The following is a 19,681-nucleotide window of genomic DNA, read 5'->3' as shown; positions in this document are numbered from 1 at the left end:
GGCTAAGTAGGAAGCAGGCAGGCCGAGAATCGGCCGCGTTTGATCCGGTGACATCCCCCAGGGATGCGTCGAGATCCCTCTTCCAGAAGGGCGTCAACATCACCGGCTGCGTCGTGGCGATCTCCTTCGCCTTGGACGTTTGCAAGCGTCGCGCGACTGAAGGTCGACGTGCCGCGAGGATCAGGAAGGTTACAACATGTCAGGCATCGTTCTCTCGGCGTCCGTTCGTCAGAATTTGCTCGCGTTGCAAAACACGGCAGAACTGTTGTCGACCACCCAGAACCGGCTATCGACGGGCAAGAAGGTCAACAGCGCCCTCGACAATCCCACGAATTTCTTCACCGCAGCCGCGCTCGACAGCCGCTCCGGTGACATCAACAATCTGCTCGACGGTATCGGCAACGGCGTCCAGGTGCTGCAGGCGGCCAACACCGGCATCACCTCGCTGCAGAAGCTGGTAGATACCGCCAAGTCGATCGCAAACCAGACGCTGCAGATTCCGGTCGGCTATGGCGCCAAGTCGACCATCACGACGCCGATCAATCCCGGCGCGACGGCTGACAACATTCTGGGAACGTCCGCCAAGCTCGACAACACCTATGTCGGCACCGCCGCCAACAACAAGCTAACGGTGCCCGCCGCCATCACCGGTGCGACGCTGCTGTCCGGGGGCGCCAACACCGACTCGGTCGCGAACAGCTTTGCAGCGGGCGATACCATCACCGTGAACGGCCAGAGCCTGACTTTCAAGGCTTCGGCGGCCTCGGGCAACAATGAGATCAACATCACCGACAGCGTTACCACGCTGCTGGCAAAGATCGATACGCTGTCGGGCGGCACCGGCTCGGGCGTCACTGCCGGCGCCATCACGTTGCACACCGGTACGGCGTCGGATTTGACGATCACGAGTTCGAATACAACCGCGCTGGCCGGGCTTGGACTGGGCACGTCGGTGTCCCGCGCACGAACCGCAGGCCCGACCGCGCTCGGCGGGCCGCCGGCGCTGACGCTGTCGATCGCGGCAACCAACTCGTCCAGTGTGGCGAGCAACATCACGTTCGGCACCGCCAGCGGCCAGGTCTCGACGCTCGCGCAGCTCAACGCCGCGCTGGCCCCGAACAACCTGCAGGCTGTCATCGATCCGACCGGCTACATGACCATCACCACGTCGAACGATGCGGCGTCATCGACGATCGGCGCCATCACCGGCACCGCCGCCGGCGTCGGCAAGCTGTTCAACGGCCTCGCCGGGTCCGCGCCGGTGACCGACTATGCCTCGCAGACTTCGCGCGCCAATCTGGTCGCGCAGTACAACAACATCATCGATCAGATCACCACGACCTCGCAGGACGCCTCGTTCAACGGCATCAACCTGCTGGCGGGCGATCAGCTCAAGCTGGTGTTCAACGAGACCGGCAAATCGACGCTGAACATCGCCGGCACCACGCTGACGCCGGCCGGCCTCGGCCTGCGCGCGATGACCAAGGGCACCGACTTCCTCGACAACACCTCGGCCAACAGCACGCTCAACGCGCTGAACATCGCCAGCAGCGTGCTGCGCTCGCAGGCCTCGGCACTCGGCTCCAACCTGTCGATCGTGCAGATCCGTCAGGACTTTGCCAAGAACCTGATCAACGTGCTCGGCACCGGCTCGTCGAACCTGACGCTGGCCGACACCAATGAGGAAGCGGCCAACAGCCAGGCGCTGTCGACGCGGCAGTCGATCGCGACCTCCGCGCTGGCGCTTGCCAACACCGCGCAACAGGGCGTGCTGCAGCTGCTGCGGTAACGCAAGACGTGCCGCGACAGGCGCGCGCCGCATAGAGGCTCGCCGTCGTCGCGCGGCGGGCACGCGCGGCACCACCGTCTTCCACTTTTGGCTTCAACTGTACGTCTGATCGATGGTACAAGGATGCACCGCCGTGCGGTGCCCATCATCGATCCGCCGTGCTTCGAATCCCGGAGGTCGCGCGGGAGAAGGAGACCGGAATGCCCTTGCGAGTCGAACTGAAACCATTCGAACGAATTGTCATCGGGCAAAGCGTCATTACCAATTCGGATACCCGCACCGCATTCCTGATCGATGGCGATGCGCCGATCCTGCGCGAGAAGGATATCCTCACGCCGGAGACGGCGAATACGCCGGTGAAGCGGATCTATCTCTGCGTTCAGATGATGTATCTAGAGAACGACATCCCGAAGTACCAGGATCTTTATTTTGGTTTCATCGGCGAATTGATCGAGGCGGTTCCGAGCTTTCGCGAGCAAATCGAGGAAGTGAGTAAGCTAATTTTAAGTGGCGCTCTTTACAAGGCTCTTAGAGAATTGCGCGGGCTTATGAAGCGCGAAGACGACCTCCTGAGGTAATTCATGTCGACAGGTGCCAACGCCTACGCTCGTACCGCCCAGACCACAGCTTCTCCCCGGGACATCGAGGCGCAGGCGCTGCTGATGGCGGCACGCAAGCTTCAGGAAGTCATGGCCAACTGGGCCACGACCGACGAGGGTCTCGACGACGCCCTGATGTTCAACCGCAAGCTCTGGTCGATCTTTCTCGGCGAAGCGATGGATAACGCCAGCCCGCAATCGGTCGAGGTTCGCCAGAACATCGCCAACATCGGCATCTTCGTCCTCAGCCAATGCGCCGCCCTCAAGGTGAAGCGCGAGGTCGAGAGCCTGCAGCCACTGATCGACATCAACCGCAATATCGCCGCCGGCCTCAGCGGTCGCGGCTAACTCTCGCGCCACGCACGACAGATGAACCGACCGTTAACGGTCCGTATTGCTTAGTGTGTGCTGGTATTTCTTGCGACGATTTCGATCGTTGCGCATCGGCAGGACAACGCGATGGCCGACATCATGAGCATCCTCTCCGCGGGCTACAAGACGGCCGTGCCGACGACGACCGGCAAATACGTCGCCGTCGATCCCGACAAGTTCAAGGGAAGCTGGGAAGGCACCTACGCCAATAAGAAGACCTTCAAGGTCGATGTGCTGCAGGTCGACGGGTTTCGCGCTCAGGTGAAATATAGCAGCGCCGGAACGGTCAAATTTCAGCAGGTGCTGATCAAGGACAATGCGTTCCGGATCGGTGATACGAAGGTTCAGGTGACGGGCACCAACAAGGCGACTATCAAGAACGCCGTGACGGATCCGGTGACCGGCAGCACCTTCCTCGATACGGCTTACGCCAAGCGAAGCTAGGCCGGCGCTTCACGCCGTGCGATCGGTCTCGATCCGCCGGTCCTGCTGTTTGGAATCCATCTCGCGCAGATAGGCGCGAGCGCGCAGTCGGGACTGTTCCGGGTACTGGTTGATGACCTGGTTGGTCGTCTTGTCGATCGACACGAAAACGATCGCTGCAGCGTCTTTGTCGATGATGACGCCTTGCGAGATTCGATTGCTGTCGACCTGCCGGTTGCTGCTCGGAGACACTCCGGGACGCGGTAAAGCATCCGATGCGCCGACGGTCCTGTCCGGCGGGAGTTCGGTAGGCACGGCTGCGCGTACCGCCTCGGGAGCAGGTCTAACCAGCGGCGCTGCCACCGGCGCCCCCGCCGGTTTGATGCTAAAGTCGGTACCCATGTCAGCCCTCCTGGCCTCAATAGATCAATCCCGACCCCTATCCCAGCGGGCAGTATGTAGCAATCACGTAAATCGAGCGATGCTGAATTCCAGAAGATTTTAGTCAGTATAAAGGTATTCCGGCATCCATAAGGTGTTCTTTTTCGATACTACATGGTGCGGTTGACGACGATCGGCGTGCGGTTGACGCGGCCCGGTTGCGCGTTGCGGCCCATGGCCGTGTAGGTCTGCGGAATGTTGCGCTTCTGGATTTCGGTGTTGACGCCGCGCACGATTCCTTCCGACACGGCATGCGCGGTGGCCAGCACGGTGAGATTGACCTGCAGCATGGCCCGGAACACGTCATGGTGGCGATGCAGCGCCGACAACAGATCGGGCGTGGTCTGCGCCAGGTATTTCTGGCTCGCCTTCAGCAGCGTGATCATGGCGATGTAGCGTCGCGAAAGCTCGTTCTTGTTCTGCTCGAGCTTCAGGGCCTCGCGCACCTTGCCGGCACGCACCAGCTCGGTCTCGCGCTCGATCACGGCGAGCAGGGCGTTCATCACTTCCATCATCGCTTCGGCAAGCTTGCGGGCCTCGGCGGGGGTCGCTGCCGGCGGCGGCGGTGCGGCGATGGCGACGGGTTCGGGCTGGCGTTGGGCGTTGTTCATGGCGGTGTCCTTCGGCGTTCCTGGATCAGGCGGCGCGGTTGGCTTGCTGCAGGATGAGGGTGCGGAACACGTCGTTGGAAATGCCGACGCCGCCGGCCTTGGCGAAATTTTTCGAATATTGCTCGGTCAGCATCGAGCGCCACGGGCCGGTGCCGGCCGTGTTGCCGAACGGGCCGTCGGCCTTGATGCCCGATGTCATCTGCGAAAACATCGAATTCAGGAACATCGCCTCGAAATCCTGCGCCTGCGCCTTGGCCTTCTTCTGCACCTCCGGCGATACTTTCGTCAGCGCGTCGGTGAGCGTCAGGTCAGGCCGGCCATTGATGGTCGGATGCGCGGTCGTGTAGGGGCTGAAGTTGTTGGCGAGCATCACATCACCTCGATGTCGGCCTGGATCGCGCCGGCGGCCTTGATGGCCTGCAGGATGCCGATCAGGTCGCGGGGACCGATGCCGAGGCCGTTGAGGCCGTCGACGAGTTGCTGCAGCGACACGCCGTCCTTGACCAGCGCCAGCTTCTTGCCGTCCTCGCTGACGCCGACGCGGGTGCTCGGGGTTGTGACGGTGCGGCCGTTCGACAGCGGCGCGGGCTGGCTGACATTGGCGCCTTCCGAGATCGTCACGGTGAGGTTGCCCTGTGCCACCGCCACGGTGGCGACCCGGACGTCGCGGCCCATCACGATGATCCCGGAGCGCTCGTCGATGATGATCTTGGCGGCCAGATCCGGATCGACCTGCAACTGCTCGATCTCGGTCAGCATGGCGACGACGTTGCCCTTGAATTCCGGCGGGATGGTCAACTGCACGGTCGAGGGATCGATCGGCTCGGCGCTCTTGGAGCCAAGAAAATCGTTGACGGCGGCGGCGATCCGCTTGGCGGTGGTGAAGTCAGGGTTGCGCAGCGCCAGCCGCACTGTGGGCAGGCGGTTCAGCGCGAATTCGATCTCGCGTTCGATGATGGCGCCGTTGGCGATGCGGCCGACGGTCGGCACACCGCGGGTGACGGAGGCGGCGGCGCCTTCGGCGGCAAAGCCGCCGATCGCGACCGAGCCCTGGCCGACCGCGTAGACATTGCCGTCGGCGCCGAGCAGGGGGGTGACGAGCAGGGTGCCGCCCATCAGGTTCTTGGCGTCGCCGAGGGCGGAGACGGTGACGTCCATCCTTGTACCCTGGGTGCCGAAGGCGGGCAGGTTGCCGGTGACCATCACGGCGGCGACGTTGCCGGTGCGGATGGTGGCGCCGCGGATGTTGACGCCCATGCGCTCCAGCATCGCCTGCAGCGACTGCTTGGTGAACGGGATGTTGTTGAGGGTGTCCCCGGTGCCGTTGAGGCCGACGACCAGGCCGTAGCCGATCAGCTGGTTCTGGCGGACGCCTTCGATATTGGCGAGATCCTTGATCCGCGAGGTCGCCCCCGCCGAGCCGACGGCCAGCGCCAGCGCAAGAAGCGCCGAAACGGCTGTCCAACAGAATCGCACCGAACGTAAGATAGGCATCCTCTGCTCCCCGCTGAGGTTTGGGCCGGACCTGTCGCCACTCCCATGACGACGATCCAGCATTAACTATGCGAGCGCCGTGCCAGTCCCTCGGGAGTGGTCAAGCGATTGATAATGCTGATTATTAGCTGAATTGGCGCGTGCGTTCGGCCGTCTGGGCCGCGGCGAAACTGCCGCCGACGGCAGATTTTGCCGGGTCGTTCATGATTGATTAACCATAAAAGACGACCTTTCCGGAGCGGGTTCCGTTTACGCTGCCGAGTCATGATCCCGGCGTGCAAACCGCTCCGCGCGGCCAACCCGGCCTTTCATTCGCTGGATATGTCGATGCGCATTTATGGTCCGAACGGCACCACCCTGGGTTCGCCTTCGTCGAGCACGAAGCGCACCGGCTCGACCGGATTCTCGCTGCCTGATACGGCGGCGGCGTCCGAGACCCGCCCCGCCGTGGCGCCGCGTCCGGCCAACAGCCTTGATGCGCTTTTGGCCATGCAGGGCGTCGAGGACGCCACCGAGCGGCGCAAAAAGTCGGTCGCCCGCGGTCGCGGCGCGCTGGATGTGCTCGACGAACTGAAACTCGCCATGCTCACCGGTTCGTTCGACGCCAATACCGTCGCCAGGCTTCGCGCCGCGGCGGCGGACCTCAAGACATCGTCCGGCGATGCCGGACTTGATTCGGTGCTGTCAGAGATCGAACTACGGGTCGAGGTCGAACTCGCCAAGGCCGGCCAGGTCTGATCGGCGGCACGCCTAAAGTAGCAGGCGCTTGCGTGGTTCCCTCCCGGAAAGCGGGGGCGGACGGTAAATAGGTGCTCCGGACGATATTGTCTGTCACATGGCGGAGCTATATAAGCTGCGGCGCGGCAGATCCTTTCCGCCGCCTAGCACGGAAATGGATTGGCCTTGGACAAGTTGAAAAGCTATCGCCCCTCCGAAAAAGAGCCCTTCATGAATGATCGGCAGCGCGAATATTTTCGCGGCAAGCTGCTGGCCTGGAAGGAAGAGATTCTGCGTGAGTCGCGCGTGACCCTGCAGACGCTGCAGGAAGAAAACGTCAATCACCCAGACCTCGCGGACCGTGCCTCCTCGGAGACCGACCGCGCCATCGAGCTCCGCGCCCGCGATCGCCAGCGCAAGCTGATCTCCAAGATCGATGCTGCGATGCAGCGGATCGACGATAATACCTACGGCTATTGCGAGGAGACCGGCGAGCCGATCTCGCTGAAGCGCCTCGAGGCCCGCCCGATCGCCACGCTGTCGGTCGAAGCGCAGGAGCGCCACGAGAAGCGCGAAAAGGTCTATCGCGACGAATAGTTTTCTTTCTTCAACGGCCGCCCATCGGGCGGCCGTTTTTCGTTGGGCCGGCCGTCGTGGCGGAGCGCGACGTCGCTCAGGTGGCGCGTTTCAGCAACTCATACACCACCGGATTGTCGGCACAGCTATTGAACCCGCATTCGAGCAGGGTGGAGAGGACATTCGCGGCGGTCAGCGCGATCACCAGCCAGACCGCCACGGTCGCGAAACGGCCGGTCGAGGGCGGCGAAGCGTCATGCGCGAATTGTCGGTCGGACAGCAGGATGGTGGCCAATAGCGCAATGGCCAGACCGAACCCGATGAAGGCCCACGTGTAATAGTGATAACCGAGCAATGCCGTGCCGTAGCCGGCGTCGCCGGGCAGGATGTGCAGCAAGATCTGGCGGCCCGAGACGACGGCGCCGATCACCGCGGCGAGCATCGACAGGGCGTAATGACTGGTTCGCAGGCCAAAGCGGATGTTGAGGATCGGACCCACGGCGAGCAGCGCGATCATCACGCGCTGCAGCAGGCAGAGCGGGCAAGGCAGCTCGTGCAACACCAGTTGCGCAGCGAACGCCCCTGCCAGCATCAGCGCCACGCCATAGAGGCTCAGGACATTGAGGGCGACGGCGCGGGCGGGTGTAAGCTGCATCAGAATGACAGTTTCAGGACATCGGTCGCATGATGGAGATAGACCGCACCACAGGCGATCAGCACGGCGCCAAACAGCGGCAGCGCCACGGCACGAGCGCCACGCCACGCAGCCAGCATGACGACGGTAATGGCGAGAAACAGCGCGGTGAATTCCATGATGGCTCCAGGTAACAATCTTTATGACCGATTCGCGCCGCTTGCTGTGCGGCTATGAAGCCGCAAGCGGCCGCTGCAACGGCGTCGCGCTCGATGCGCGACGGCGAGCCGTTTCGATCCGGATGTGCGGAATCGTGTCGGGGGCAGCGCAGGCGATCTAGTGACCCGGCTTCGCGGCCTTGCCGCGCAGCCGGCTCCACACCGGTGCGATGACATAGTTGGCGACCGGGATAAGGGCGGTGCCGAGCAGCAGGCCCACTACGCCCGAGCCCGCCGCGGTAACGATCCAGTGGACCGCTGCCGACGCGGCAGGTACCGCTGCCGCTGCAGGGGCCGCGAGCCCTTTGATGACATGCTCGATCTGCGGCAGGCCGTATTCCATGAGGCCGTGGACGATGATGCCGCCACCGACCCAGATCATCGCGGCGGTGCCGACCACGCCCAGCGCGCGCAGGAAGTAGGGCATGCCAAGCACAAGCGCGCGGCCGAAGCCGGCCTTGGCGAGGCTCCAGGCCGACGCCTTGTCGCTCTTGGCCAGCGCCAGGCCGACGTCATCGGCTTTAACGATCAGCGCGACGCCGCCATAGACAACCAGCGTGATGCCGATGCCGACGAGGGCGAGGACCACGGCGCGGGTCAGGAACGGTCCGGCGGGAATCGCCGCCAGCGTGATCGCCATGATCTCCGCCGACAGGATGAAATCGGTCTTGATGGCGCCGGCCACCTTGTCGTCCTCCATCGTCTTGGGATCGATCGCCAGCGTCCGCACCTCGCCGGCAGGCGCCTCGTGCGGCATCACGGCTTCGACCACCTTCTCGGCGCCCTCGAAGCACAGATAGGCGCCGCCGAGCATCAGCAGGGGCGTGATCGCCCATGGCGCGAACAGGCTCATCAAGAGGGCGGCGGGCAGCAGGAACAGCAGCTTGTTACGTAGCGAGCCGATCGCGATTTTCTTCACGATCGGCAATTCGCGTGAGGCATCGAAACCGGTGACATAGCGCGGCGTCACCGCGGCGTCGTCGATTACCACGCCGGCCGCCTTGGCGCCGGCCTTGGCAGCCTGGCCGGCGATGTCGTCCACCGAGGCCGCCGCCACTTTGGCAAGGCCTGCGATGTCATCGAGGAGGGCGATCAGTCCGATGCTCATGGAAACCTCTGGCTGGGATCGTCCGCAACATGCATCGAGCGCCCGCTATCAAACGCCTTAGCTCGCGACCTGTTCAATGAAAACCGCGGAGGCCGGCCAAGTTGTCGCAACCGCGGGCTCGGTCCGGCGCTGCCGCCGCTCTCGGCGGGGCGGCCCCATGTGCTGGAATGAGGCTTGCTTCTTGCCCGGCGGGCTGCAATCTGGCTGCCTCATTCCCTGCCACTCCCAAGAGATCATCCCCTATGAGCCAGCTCCTTGTCCACGTCGGCGCCTTCACCTTCAACGCCAAATTCGAGGAGGAACTGGCGCCGAAAACCGTCGCCGCCTTCAAGAAGGCGATGCCGTTCGTCAGCCAGGCGATCCACGTGCGCTGGAGCGGCGAGGGCGTCTGGATGCCGCTCGGCGACCTCGATTTCGGCGTCGGCTACGAAAATCACACCAGCTACCCCGCGCCCGGCCATATCATCCTGTATCCCGGCGGCATCAGCGAGACCGAGATCCTGCTCGCCTATAGCGGCGTGCACTTCGCCAGCAAGATGGGCCAGCTCGCCGGCAACCATTTCATCACCTTGACCTCCAACCTCGATAAACTCCCGGAAATGGGCAAGACCGTGCTGTGGAAGGGCGCGCAGGACGTGCGTTTCGAGCTGGTGTGATGACCACGGAATACCCCCGCGATCTGCGCGGCTACGGCCGCAATCCGCCCGATCCGAAATGGCCGGGCGGCGCCCGCATCGCCGTGCAGTTCGTGGTCAATTTCGAGGAAGGCGGCGAGAACAACATCCTGCACGGTGACCCTGCCTCGGAGGCGTTTTTGTCCGACGTGCTCGGCGCGCAGCCATGGCCGGGGCAGCGCCACGCCAATATCGAATCGATGTTCGAATATGGCTCGCGCGCCGGCTTCTGGCGGCTGTGGCGGATGTTCGGCGAGCGCAAGCTGCCGACCACGGTGTTCGGCGTCGCCACCGCACTTCTGCGCAATCCCGAGATCGTCGCGGCGATGCAGGAGTCGCACTGGGACATCGCCAGCCACAGCCTGAAGTGGATCGAGCACAGGAATATGTCCGAGGTCGAGGAACGGCACGAGATTGCCGAGGCGATCCGGGTGCACAGGCAGGCCACCGGCGCCGCGCCGCTCGGCTGGTACACCGGGCGCGGCTCGATCAACACCATGCGCCTGCTGATGGAAGCCGGCGGGCTGAAGTATCTCTGCGATTCCTATGCCGACGACCTGCCGTACTGGATCAAGGGACCGAACGAGCCGCATCTGGTGATCCCGTACAGTCTCGACGCCAATGACATGCGCTTCATCAACCCGCAGGGCTTTGGCGGCGGCGACGAGTTCTACACCTACCTGAAGGACTCGTTCGACGTCTTGTACGCCGAAGGCCAGACCTCGCCGAAGATGATGACCGTGGGCCTGCATTGCCGCGTCGTTGGTCGGCCGGGCCGTGCGGCGTCGCTGGCGCGGTTTCTCGATTACATCATGAGTCACGACAAGGTCTGGGTGCCGACGCGCCTTGATATCGCCGAGCACTGGCACACCCATCTGAAACATCTCGCCGCGGACGCCCGCGCCATCGGATAACACCATGACCGAGACAACGCTCGCCGAGCTGAACACCTGCAGCAAGCCGGATTTCGTCGCGGCGCTGGCGAATATCTTTGAGTACTCGCCGTGGATAGCCGAAAAGGCAGCGGAGCGTCGGCCGTTCGCCGGCGTGACCGAACTATTCGCGGCGATGCGCGAGGTGGTCGAGCAGGCCGCGCCCGGTCAGCGGCTGGCTCTGATCAAGGCGCATCCCGATCTTGCCGACAAGACCAAGCAGGGCGACATGCTGACGGCGGAATCCAGCGCAGAGCAGAACAGCGTCGGGCTCGATCGCCTGTCGGAGGCGGAATATCAGGCGTTCGACCGGGTCAACAAGGCCTACCGTGAGAAATTCGGCTTTCCCTATATCGTCTGCGTGCGTCGCCACACCAAGGATTCCATCCTGCGTGATTTTGCGCGTCGGCTGCCGAACGATGCGGCGATCGAGATCGCGGCTTCGATTGCGGAGATCTGCAAGATCGCGGCGCTGCGCACCGACCTTTTGGTGTCCGGCGAGCATCCGCTGAAAGTGCATGGCCGGCTAACGACCCATGTGTTGGATACGCACAGCGGCAAGCCTGCCGCGGGAATCGCGGTCGACTTAGTCGAACTGTCCGACCTCGGCACGAGCCGCATCATCGCGCGGACCGTCACCAACCATGACGGCCGCACCGATGCGCCGCTGATCGGCGGCCGCCCGGTGCCGATCGGTCGCTATGAGCTGCGCTTCAGCACGGCGAGCTACTTTGCGGACAGGAACGTCCCGCTGTCCGATCCGCCATTCCTCGACGTTATCCCGCTGCAATTTTCGGTGTATGACCCGGAAGGCCATCTACACGTGCCGCTGCTGGTCACGCCGTGGAGCTACGGGACGTATCGGGGGAGCTGATCGCGGCGCAGTCTTTTCCCTCAATGCGTCGCTGCCGCCGCCACGCCCGCGGCTTCCGCCTCGGCCTGCTCCTTGCTGCCGATGCCGTTGAAGAAGGCGTTCAGCAGCACGGCGACCAGCGCGCACAGCAAGATGCCGGCTTCCAGCAGCGGGTGCAGGTCGTGTGGCAGGTTCTTGAAGAAGTTCGGTGCCACTAGCGGGATCAGGCCGAAGCCGACCGAGATGGCGACGATGAACAGGTTGCGCTGGTTGGTCTTGAAATCCACGGCCGTGAGGATCCGCGCGCCAGTGGCCGCCACCATGCCGAACATCACCAGACCGGCACCGCCGAGCACGACCAGCGGCACCGATTCCACCAGCGCGGCCATTTTCGGCAGCAAGCCGAGCAGCAGCATGATGACGCCGCCGGCGATGGTCACCCAGCGCGAGCGTACGCCGGTGATGCCGACCAGGCTGACGTTCTGCGAGAACGACGTGTAGGGAAAGGTGTTGAAGATGCCGCCCAGCACGGTGCCGACGCCGTCGGCGCGCAAGCCCTTGGTCAGGGCGTCACGGTCGATGGTCTTGCCGGTGATCTCGCCGAGCGCCAGGAACATGCCGAGCGATTCGATCATCACCACGATCATCACGATGCACATGGTGATCACCGGAATCACATGAAAGGTCGGCATGCCGAAGTGGAACGGCAGCACGCCAACGGCCCAAGGCGCGGTCGCCACCTTGTCGAGATGCATGACGCCGAGGGCGCTGGCGAGCACGGGCCGGCGATGATGCCGAGCAGCACCGAGACGTTGGCCAGAAAGCCGGTGCCCCATTTGATCAGTGCCAGGATCACGCACAGCACTCCTCGTGCCAGATCGGTTGCGCAACTCGCCGAGGGCTGGCACGAAGGTTGCTGGTCGCTGACCATTGCCACGGACGTGTCCATTCACGCTTAATGGCTTCGTCGCCGATTTTTCTGGAGGTTCCCCGCGTGCCGCTGATCAAGAACACATATGGCAAAGGCCGCGTCCGTGTGATGCGCGTTCACCGTGACGGCGACCGGCACGAGGTCAGCCAGCTTTCGATCAAGGCGATGATCGAGGGCGACTTCGGCCGAGCCTTTACCGACGCCGACAATTCGACCTCGACCTCCACCGACACCATCAAGAACATCGTCAACGTCACTGCGCGCGAGAATCTCGGGCTTTGCACCGAGGAATTCTGCCTGGTGCTGGCGCAGCGTTACCTGGACCTCTATCCGCAGGTCACCGGCGTCTCCGTCACGGCGCATGAAACCAAATGGAGCCGGCTGTCGATCGACGGCACGCCGCATCCGCACAGCTTCGTGCTCGACAGCAACGGCAAGCCGACCGTGGAGGTGACCGGCAATCGCGACGGGCTGGCGATCAGTTCCGGGCTCGACGGCTTCACCTTCATGAAATCGACGCAGTCGGGCTGGGAGAATTACTACACCGACAAATATTCGACGATCCAGCCGACTGACGACCGGATCTGCGCAACCTCGATGGTGGCGACGTGGAAATGGTCTGGCACGCCGGCGAGCTATGCGGCAGCCAATGCGAAAATCCTCGAGACGCTGCTCAAGGTGTTCTCGACCACCTATAGCCCGAGTGTGCAGAACAGCCTGTTTCATATGGGGGAGGCGGCGCTGGCCGCGGTGCCGGAGATCTCCGAGATCAGCATGTCATGCCCGAACATCCACTACCTCTTGATGAACCTGCAGCCATTCGGGCTGGACAACAACAACGACGTGTTCCTGCCGACCGACGAGCCGCACGGCCAGATCGAATGTACGGTGGAGCGGTAGGATCTTTCTTCCCTCTCCCCTTGTGGGAGAGGGTGGCCGCGCGCCAGCGCGGACGGGTGAGGGGTAAACACAAACTCCGAGCCCAATAACCCCTCATCCGACGCGGACTTCGTGCGCGCCACCTTCTCCCACAAGGGGAGAAGGAAGAGGCCACCTGGTTTGGCGTTCCAGCTACTTCCCATACTTCGCATGTAATGCCTGAAAGATCCTGTCCGGCTTGAACGGGACCTGGGTGAAGCGGATCCCTGTCGCATCCGCCAGCGCATTGCCCATCGCGGGCGCCACCGGATTGTACGGGCTCTCGCTCATCGACTTGGCGCCCAGCGGGCCGATCGAATCATAGGTCTGCGCGAAGTACACATCGGTGCGCGGCACGTCGGCGAACGATGGCAAATGATAGTCGCGGAATTTCGGGTTCACCACCCGGCCGCCATCGTCGATCACCATCTCCTCGTACAGCGCCGCACCGAGCGCCTGCGCGACGCCGCCTTCGATCTGGCCGCGCAGCTGCATCGGATTGGCGACGGCGCCAGCGTCCGCTGCCTGGACGCTCTTGAGAATCCTGATCTCGCCGGTGCCTTTGTTCACAGCGACGCGAAAGCCCTGGACGTTGAAGGCGACCGAGCGCGGCGTGCCGCCGGAGGTGCCATCGGCGCGGCGCGTGCCGTCGTTGGCCTGGATCGCGACGGCCAGTTTTCGCGCTGCATCCAGCGTGGCGTTTCCCGCGACAAACGTGCCGGCGCTGCCATAGGCGCCGGTGTCGTGGCCGCCATGGGCCGTGTCGGATTGCCGGAGGTGGATCTGCTCGACCGTGCAGCCCAGCGCGGTGGCGGCAATCTGGCGGTGCACGGTGGCCGTGCCGTTGCCGAATTCGGCGGTGCCCACGGTGAGGTCGAAATCGCCGTCGTCGCGGATCTCGATCGTCACGTCGGCGATATGGCCGCCGGGCGGCACGGTGTCGATCATGGTGAGCGCGATGCCGTCGCCGGTCAGCCAGTCCGACGAGAGATCGTGCGCGGTCGGTTCCTGCATGGCGTGTTCGACGAGGTCGAGGCACTGGTCGAGTCCGTAGCTGCCGTACAATACATCGGCATGCTGCGGGCCTGTCGCCGAGATCATCGGATCGCCCGGTTTGACGACGTTACGACGACGGAATTCATACGGGCTGAGGCCAAGCTGGCGCGCCAGTTCGTCGATCACCGATTCCACCGCAAACTGCGTCTGCGGCAGGCCGTAGCCGCGAAATGCGCCGGACGGCAGGGTGTTGGTGTAGGCTGCGACGCCATCGACTTTCTTGTTGTCGCACTTGTAGACGCTGATGCATTCGCTGCAGGCGTGAAACAGAACGGGGCCGGCATGGTTGCCATAGGCGCCGGTGTTGCTGAGCACATCGAGATGCAAGGCGGTCAGCTTGCCATCGGCGTCGGCGCCGGCGCGAATCCTGACGCGCATCGGATGCCGCGTGGCGGTACCGATGAACTGTTCCTCGCGGGTCAGCTCCCACTTCACCTTGCGTCCGGTCTTCAGCGCGCACAGCGCCAGAATGTCCTCGACGAACATTTCCTGTTTGCCGCCGAAGCCGCCGCCGACGCGCTCGCAGAACACCCTGATTTTTTCGGTCGGCAGATCGAACAATCCTGCCAGCGCGCGCCGCGTCAGGAACGGCACCTGCGTGCTGGAGCGGATGTTGAGCAGGCCGGTATCGTCGACCCAGGCCATGCCGCCATGGGTTTCGAGGTGGCCGTGCTGGACGCGCTGGGTGACGAAAATGTTTTCGTAGGTGACCGCGGACGCCGCCAGAGCTGCTGCGACATCGCCGACCTCGGCATGGGTCTGCGCCACGATATTGCGCGCGGACTCGGCTACGCGGTGCGCAGGCGTCTTGTCGGGATGGATCAGCGGCGCGCCGTCGGCAATCGCCAGTTCGGGATCGAACACCGCGGGCAAAATGTCGTAGACCACCTTGATGCGGCGGCAGGCCTCCTCGGCGATCGCCTCGCTGTCGGCGACGACGGCGGCGACTTTCTGGCCGATGAAGCGCACGACATGGTCGAGGATGCGAGTGTCCTCGGGGTCCACCTCGGTGACCTCGTGCCGCGCGGTCGAGAACAGTCTGGTCGGCGCGTCCTCATGCGTCAGCACGGCGTGGACGCCCGGCATGGCCAGGGCCTCGCTCGCGTCGATCGTGACGATGTTGGCATGCGGGTGTGGCGAGCGCAGGATCCTGATCTGCAAGACGTCGTCCATCGCGATATCGAAGGTGTAGCGCGCCGCGCCTTTCACCACGAGCGGACCGGCGGGCGCCGGCAGGCTGCGGCCGAAGGCGGTGCCGGGCTCGGCGTGCTCGACATAGGTCTTGCCATCAAGCGCATCCGCAATCGCGCGATAGCCGGTGCAGCGGCATAAATTGCCTTTCAGCGCGTGACCCAGGTCCTGGCGCTGCGCCTGGTTCAGCGAGACGCAGGTCATGATCATGCCCGCGGTGCAGAAGCCGCACTGGAACGCCTGCGCGTCAAGAAACGCCTGCTGCATCGGATGGGTGTCGCCGTCGGGCGCAAGGCCCTCGATGGTGGTGACGGCGTGGCCGTCGGCGCGAAACGCCGGGATCAGGCAGGAATGTACCGGCTCGCCGTCGATCAGCACCGTGCAGGCGCCGCAGTCGCCGGCATCGCAGCCCTTCTTGACGCCGTAATGGCCGAGCTCGCGCAAAAAGGTGCGCAGGCACTGGCCGGCGCGGGGCTGCTCTGTGAAGTCGTGGTCGTTGATCCGGTAGCTCATGGCGTGCCGCCGAGTTCGGCACGGATCTCTTCGGCAAAACGCAGCGTCATGTGCTTGCGCCAGGCCGGCTTGCCGTGGACATCGGTGTGATAGAGATTGTCGGGAATGGCATTCAGGATCGCTTCGTGCAGTTGCTCCGTTCGAGGCATTGTCGCGAATCCGAGCTGGACTGGCCGCACGGTCGAGCCCGTCACGGTAAGCAGCAAGCCGTTTTCCTTGACGGCGCCGATCAGCAGCGCGGCGGAGCGACCGACCGGGGTGAGCGCGATCTGCCGGAACGCGGAGCGGCGCCGCAGGGCGGCAAGCGGGATGTCGAGGCTGCGCAACAGGTCGCCCGGCGCCAGCGCATTGCGCTGGTCGCCCAAAATGAAATCGGTGACGGGCAGCCGGGTCTCGCTGCCATCGGCATTCCAGATCGTGCACTGGCCTTCGAGCGCCGCGGTCAGCGAGATCATCGGGCCGGCCGGCAGCGAGCAGCACAGATTGCCGCCGATCGTCGCCGTCTTCCAGATCTTGAACGACGCCAGAAAAGCGCGGCAGCACTGGTTGATGAGCGGCGCCGCGATCCAGTCCGGCGGGCAGGCCAGCGCATCGAGCTGGGCGACGGTGCAGGTCGCGGCGATCTGTAGATGGCTGTCGGTGATGGTCAGCGCGGGCCAGTTGAGGTCGGCAAGGTCGATCAGTCGCGTGAGATGGGCCTGCGGTTCGGAGAACAGCCAGGTGCCGCCCGCCAGCCACGCGTCGCCGGCCGTCCATTGGGGCAACTGTTCCCGCGCTTGCGGGCGCGCCACCGACGTGACCGTGTTCAGATCCATGGATAGGTTCGCGCTTTCACTTCAGGGCCGCTTTTGCACGACGTCGGCTTGATGGGCTAAGTCTTTGCAAGACCGACGCCAACTCGAGCCGATCCATTGAGTATTCTTGGCCGGACTGTGAATTGCAAGGCGGCCGGCTACGGCGCCGAGGAAGAGGACGAACGCATGACGGCGACCTGGATCAAAAACCCGCTGGCCATTCTCGCCGAGGGCGCCGAAGGCGGCCTCGTCGTCAGCGGCGGGCGAATCGTCGAAATGGTTCCGGCGGGCGGCACGCCGAAGATGCCGGGTGTCACGATGTTCGATGCCTCCGAACATGTCGTACTGCCGGGGCTGATTAACACCCACCACCATTTCTACCAGACGCTGACGCGGGCGCTGCCGGCGGCGCTCGACCGCGAACTGTTCCCATGGCTGCAGGCGCTCTATCCGGTGTGGGCACGGCTGACCCCCGAATCGCTCGAACTCGGCGTCACCGTGGCGATGACCGAATTGCTGCTGTCGGGCTGCACCACCACCACGGACCATCATTACGTCTTCCCCGCCGGGCTGGAACAATCCGTCGACATCGAGGTCGGCGTTGCGCGGAGGCTCGGCATGCGCGTGCTGCTGACGCGCGGATCGATGAACCGCTCGGTGAAGGATGGCGGGCTGCCGCCGGACAGCGTGGTGCAGGACGAAGATACGATACTGGCCGACAGCGAGCGCGTGGTGGCGAAGTTCCACGAGCGCGGCGAGGACGCCATGGTGCAGATCGCGCTGGCGCCGTGCTCGCCATTCTCGGTGACGACCTCGCTGATGCGATCGACCGCCGCGCTGGCGGAACGGCTCGACGTGCGGCTGCACACCCATCTCGGCGAGACGCAGGACGAGAACCGCTATTGCGAGGAGATCTACGGCTGCCGGCCGCTGGATTATCTCGAACAGACCGGCTGGCTCAACCATCGCACCTGGCTGGCGCATGGCATCCATTTCGATGCGCCGGAGATGGTGCGGCTCGGCAAGGCGAAGACGAGCATCAGCCATTGCTCGTGCAGCAACCAGCTATTGGCTTCGGGCGGCTGCCCGGTCTGCGAGATGGAAGATGCCGGCGTGTCGATCGGGCTCGGCGTCGACGGTTCGGCGTCGAATGATGGCTCCAATTTGATGCAGGAGGTGCGTACCGCCTTCCTGCTGCAGCGCGCCCGCTACGGCGTCGGCCGCGTCAGCCACAAGGACGCGCTGCGCTGGGCGACCAAGGGCTCGGCTGCCTGTGTCGGCCGGCCGGAACTGGGCGAGATCGCGGTCGGCAAGATGGCGGACCTCGCGTTGTTCAAGCTCGACGAGTTGCGCTTCTCCGGCCACGGCGACGCGCTGGCGGCCTTGGTGCTGTGCGGGGCGTATCGCGCGGACAGGGTAATGGTCGGCGGGGCGTGGCGGGTGATCGATGGCGCGATTCCGGGGATGGACGTGGGCGATCTAATCCGACGGCATAGTGCTGCGGCAAAGGCGATGCAGGCGGGGTAGGGGCTCTTTTTTCTTCCTTCTCCCCTTGTGGGAGAAGGTGGCACGGCCGAAGGCCGTGACGGATGAGGGGGCTTTGGCTCGGAGTTCGCTGTTACCCCTCACCCGTCTCGACCGCTACGCGGTCGATCCACCCTCTCCCACCTAGCGAAGCTTCGCTTCGCGCAGGGGAGAGGGGGGACTGCAGCTTGAGTGGCTGGTATCGAAAGTGCGCCGTTATTTCCCCGGCACCTTGTCGTCGATGCCCTTGACGTAGAAGTTCATGCCGAGCACCTGGCCGTCGGCGAGATGGTCGCCGCCCTTGCATTCCACTTCCTTGCCGTCCTGGCCCATGATCGGGCATTTGAACGGATTCAGCGTGCCGGCGACGATCGCGGCCTCGGTCTCAATCGCCAGCTTCTTTACGTCGTCGGGCATGTTGGTGTAGGGCGCCATCACTACCATTCCCTCCTTCAAGCCGTGCCAGGTGTTTTCCGACTTCCAGCTGCCGTCGAGCTCGGCCTTGACGCGCTGGATGTAGTACGGCGCCCAGTTGTTCATGATCGAGGTCAATTGCGTCTTCGGGCCGAACTTGATCATTTCGGAATCCTGCCCGAAGGCCAGCTTGCCGCGCTCGGCAGCGATCTGCATCGCGGCGGGGCTGTCGGTGTGCTGCATGATCACGTCGGCGCCCTGGTCGATCAGCGCCTTGGCGGCGTCGGCTTCCTTGCCCGGGTCGAACCAGGTATTGGCCCAGATGATCTTGACCTTGATGTTCGGGTTGACGGTCTGCGCGCCCAGAATCGTGGCGTTGATGCCGGCGATAACTTCGGGGATCGGGAACGAGCCAATATAGCCGAGCGTGCCGGATTTCGACATCTTGCCGGCGATCACGCCCTGAATATAGCGACCTTCATGGAACTTGCCGGAATAGGTCGACATGTTCTTGTCGCGCTTGTAGCCGGTGGCGTGCTCGAAATGCACATTGGGATGCCGCTTGGCGACCTTCAGTGTCGGCTCCATGTAGCCGAACGACGTGGTGAAGATCAGCTTGTTGCCGGCGCGCGCGAGCTGCTCGATCGAGCGCTCGGAGTCCGGGCCCTCGCTGACGTTTTCGAGATAGGTGGTTTCGACCTTGTCGCCGAATTCCTTGATCATCGCGAGGCGGGCGAGATCATGCTGGTAGGTCCAGCCGAGATCGCCGATCGGGCCGAGATAGATGAAGCCGACCTTGAGTTTTTCGGCGGCCTGCGCGCCGTAGATGCTGGCGGCGCCGGCCAGCAGGGCGGCTGTTGCAGCAAGGATAAACTTTTTCATGCGTTTCTCCGATGACC

The 19,681-nt window shown here is 63.9% G+C and carries 22 protein-coding genes and 1 pseudogene; 12 read left to right on the top strand and 11 right to left on the bottom strand.

What is annotated here, in order from left to right:
- Positions 1-196 precede the first annotated feature (196 nt).
- The 4 genes from FIU28_RS18690 to FIU28_RS18675 all read left to right on the top strand — a co-directional run bounded on the left by FIU28_RS18690 (position 197) and on the right by FIU28_RS18675 (position 3,204).
- A complete protein-coding gene (locus tag FIU28_RS18690) occupies positions 197-1,789 on the top strand; it encodes a flagellin N-terminal helical domain-containing protein (RefSeq protein WP_143574679.1) in 1,593 nt (530 codons plus the stop codon).
- A gap of 200 nt (positions 1,790-1,989) precedes the next feature.
- Positions 1,990-2,367 (top strand): flagellar biosynthesis repressor FlbT, encoded by a 378-nt coding sequence (gene flbT, locus FIU28_RS18685; protein WP_143574678.1) that lies wholly within the window; start codon positions 1,990-1,992, stop codon positions 2,365-2,367.
- Between the two features lie 3 nt (positions 2,368-2,370).
- The gene (gene flaF / locus FIU28_RS18680; RefSeq protein ID WP_143574677.1) at positions 2,371-2,736 is read left to right on the top strand and encodes a flagellar biosynthesis regulator FlaF; all 366 of its coding nucleotides are present in this window, start codon (positions 2,371-2,373) and stop codon (positions 2,734-2,736) included.
- Between the two features lie 111 nt (positions 2,737-2,847).
- Positions 2,848-3,204 carry a hypothetical protein gene (locus FIU28_RS18675; protein WP_143574676.1) on the top strand — a complete coding sequence of 119 codons (357 nt, stop codon included), beginning with the start codon at positions 2,848-2,850 and terminating at the stop codon, positions 3,202-3,204.
- Between the two features lie 9 nt (positions 3,205-3,213).
- Here the strand turns inward: FIU28_RS18675 and FIU28_RS18670 are convergent, their stop codons facing one another.
- The 4 genes from FIU28_RS18670 to FIU28_RS18655 all read right to left on the bottom strand — a co-directional run bounded on the left by FIU28_RS18670 (position 3,214) and on the right by FIU28_RS18655 (position 5,729).
- Positions 3,214-3,585 (bottom strand): hypothetical protein, encoded by a 372-nt coding sequence (locus FIU28_RS18670; RefSeq protein ID WP_143574675.1) that lies wholly within the window; start codon positions 3,583-3,585, stop codon positions 3,214-3,216.
- A 149-nt stretch (positions 3,586-3,734) separates the two neighbouring features.
- A complete protein-coding gene (locus FIU28_RS18665) occupies positions 3,735-4,235 on the bottom strand; it encodes a hypothetical protein (protein WP_143574674.1) in 501 nt (166 codons plus the stop codon).
- Between the two features lie 25 nt (positions 4,236-4,260).
- The gene (flgJ, locus tag FIU28_RS18660; protein ID WP_143574673.1) at positions 4,261-4,605 is read right to left on the bottom strand and encodes a flagellar assembly peptidoglycan hydrolase FlgJ; all 345 of its coding nucleotides are present in this window, start codon (positions 4,603-4,605) and stop codon (positions 4,261-4,263) included.
- On the bottom strand, positions 4,605-5,729 hold the full coding sequence (locus FIU28_RS18655; RefSeq protein ID WP_143574672.1) for a flagellar basal body P-ring protein FlgI: 1,125 nt from the start codon (positions 5,727-5,729) through the stop codon (positions 4,605-4,607). The genes flgJ and FIU28_RS18655 overlap by 1 nt, the downstream gene beginning before the upstream one ends.
- 327 nt (positions 5,730-6,056) lie before the next feature.
- Here FIU28_RS18655 and FIU28_RS18650 point away from each other — a divergent pair, with 327 nt between their 5' ends.
- Together FIU28_RS18650 and dksA are read left to right on the top strand one after the other, a co-directional pair.
- On the top strand, positions 6,057-6,467 hold the full coding sequence (locus FIU28_RS18650; RefSeq protein ID WP_143574671.1) for a flagellar assembly protein FliX: 411 nt from the start codon (positions 6,057-6,059) through the stop codon (positions 6,465-6,467).
- 210 nt (positions 6,468-6,677) lie between these two features.
- Entirely contained in the window at positions 6,678-7,043 is a 366-nt protein-coding gene (dksA, locus tag FIU28_RS18645) for an RNA polymerase-binding protein DksA (protein ID WP_246660730.1), read from the top strand.
- Between the two features lie 76 nt (positions 7,044-7,119).
- On the opposite strand, the gene FIU28_RS18640 is transcribed toward dksA, so the two are convergent.
- Both FIU28_RS18640 and FIU28_RS26545 read right to left on the bottom strand, forming a co-directional pair.
- Positions 7,120-7,677: a disulfide bond formation protein B gene (locus FIU28_RS18640; RefSeq protein WP_143574669.1), complete on the bottom strand. Its 558-nt coding sequence runs from the start codon at positions 7,675-7,677 to the stop codon at positions 7,120-7,122.
- Positions 7,677-7,835 (bottom strand): DUF5993 family protein, encoded by a 159-nt coding sequence (locus FIU28_RS26545; protein WP_168202975.1) that lies wholly within the window; start codon positions 7,833-7,835, stop codon positions 7,677-7,679. Before FIU28_RS26545 ends, FIU28_RS18640 begins: the two co-directional genes overlap by 1 nt.
- Before the next feature lie 23 nt (positions 7,836-7,858).
- Here FIU28_RS26545 and FIU28_RS26540 point away from each other — a divergent pair, with 23 nt between their 5' ends.
- The gene (locus FIU28_RS26540; protein ID WP_168202974.1) at positions 7,859-7,996 is read left to right on the top strand and encodes a hypothetical protein; all 138 of its coding nucleotides are present in this window, start codon (positions 7,859-7,861) and stop codon (positions 7,994-7,996) included.
- On the opposite strand, the gene FIU28_RS18635 is transcribed toward FIU28_RS26540, so the two are convergent.
- The gene (locus tag FIU28_RS18635) at positions 7,993-8,982 is read right to left on the bottom strand and encodes a DUF808 domain-containing protein (protein ID WP_143574668.1); all 990 of its coding nucleotides are present in this window, start codon (positions 8,980-8,982) and stop codon (positions 7,993-7,995) included. The genes FIU28_RS26540 and FIU28_RS18635 overlap by 4 nt on opposite strands.
- 242 nt (positions 8,983-9,224) lie before the next feature.
- Here FIU28_RS18635 and FIU28_RS18630 point away from each other — a divergent pair, with 242 nt between their 5' ends.
- Genes FIU28_RS18630 through uraD form a run of 3 tightly spaced genes read left to right on the top strand, consistent with a single transcriptional unit; the run spans position 9,225 to position 11,462 of the window.
- Positions 9,225-9,638, top strand: a complete 414-nt coding sequence (locus tag FIU28_RS18630; protein ID WP_143574667.1) for a DUF3830 family protein — start codon at positions 9,225-9,227, stop codon at positions 9,636-9,638.
- Entirely contained in the window at positions 9,638-10,570 is a 933-nt protein-coding gene (puuE, locus tag FIU28_RS18625; protein WP_168202973.1) for an allantoinase PuuE, read from the top strand. The genes FIU28_RS18630 and puuE overlap by 1 nt, the downstream gene beginning before the upstream one ends.
- Positions 10,571-10,574: 4 nt before the next feature.
- Positions 10,575-11,462 (top strand): 2-oxo-4-hydroxy-4-carboxy-5-ureidoimidazoline decarboxylase, encoded by an 888-nt coding sequence (gene uraD, locus FIU28_RS18620; RefSeq protein ID WP_143574665.1) that lies wholly within the window; start codon positions 10,575-10,577, stop codon positions 11,460-11,462.
- Positions 11,463-11,482: 20 nt separating this feature from the next.
- Here uraD and FIU28_RS18615 read toward each other — a convergent pair.
- A pseudogene (locus FIU28_RS18615) lies at positions 11,483-12,318 on the bottom strand (solute carrier family 23 protein); the annotation flags it as partial.
- A gap of 117 nt (positions 12,319-12,435) precedes the next feature.
- Between FIU28_RS18615 and pucL the strand changes: the two are divergent.
- Positions 12,436-13,272 (top strand): factor-independent urate hydroxylase, encoded by an 837-nt coding sequence (gene pucL, locus FIU28_RS18610; protein ID WP_143574664.1) that lies wholly within the window; start codon positions 12,436-12,438, stop codon positions 13,270-13,272.
- A 171-nt stretch (positions 13,273-13,443) separates the two neighbouring features.
- Here the strand turns inward: pucL and FIU28_RS18605 are convergent, their stop codons facing one another.
- Both FIU28_RS18605 and FIU28_RS18600 read right to left on the bottom strand, forming a co-directional pair.
- A complete protein-coding gene (locus FIU28_RS18605; protein WP_143574663.1) occupies positions 13,444-16,050 on the bottom strand; it encodes a molybdopterin-dependent oxidoreductase in 2,607 nt (868 codons plus the stop codon).
- A complete protein-coding gene (locus FIU28_RS18600; protein WP_143574662.1) occupies positions 16,047-16,865 on the bottom strand; it encodes an FAD binding domain-containing protein in 819 nt (272 codons plus the stop codon). Before FIU28_RS18600 ends, FIU28_RS18605 begins: the two co-directional genes overlap by 4 nt.
- A gap of 165 nt (positions 16,866-17,030) precedes the next feature.
- Between FIU28_RS18600 and FIU28_RS18595 the strand changes: the two genes are divergently transcribed.
- Entirely contained in the window at positions 17,031-18,371 is a 1,341-nt protein-coding gene (locus tag FIU28_RS18595; RefSeq protein ID WP_143574661.1) for an 8-oxoguanine deaminase, read from the top strand.
- Positions 18,372-18,584: 213 nt separating this feature from the next.
- Here FIU28_RS18595 and FIU28_RS18590 read toward each other — a convergent pair whose 3' ends face one another.
- The gene (locus tag FIU28_RS18590) at positions 18,585-19,664 is read right to left on the bottom strand and encodes a BMP family ABC transporter substrate-binding protein (RefSeq protein ID WP_143574660.1); all 1,080 of its coding nucleotides are present in this window, start codon (positions 19,662-19,664) and stop codon (positions 18,585-18,587) included.
- Positions 19,665-19,681 lie beyond the last annotated feature (17 nt).

Origin of the sequence: Tardiphaga sp. vice154 (genome assembly GCF_007018645.1) — a bacterium.
In the GTDB taxonomy this organism is placed as follows: Bacteria; Pseudomonadota; Alphaproteobacteria; order Rhizobiales; family Xanthobacteraceae; genus Tardiphaga.
The sequence above is the reverse complement of the archived record's forward strand: the minus strand, read 5'-3'. Positions and strand labels throughout refer to the sequence as shown.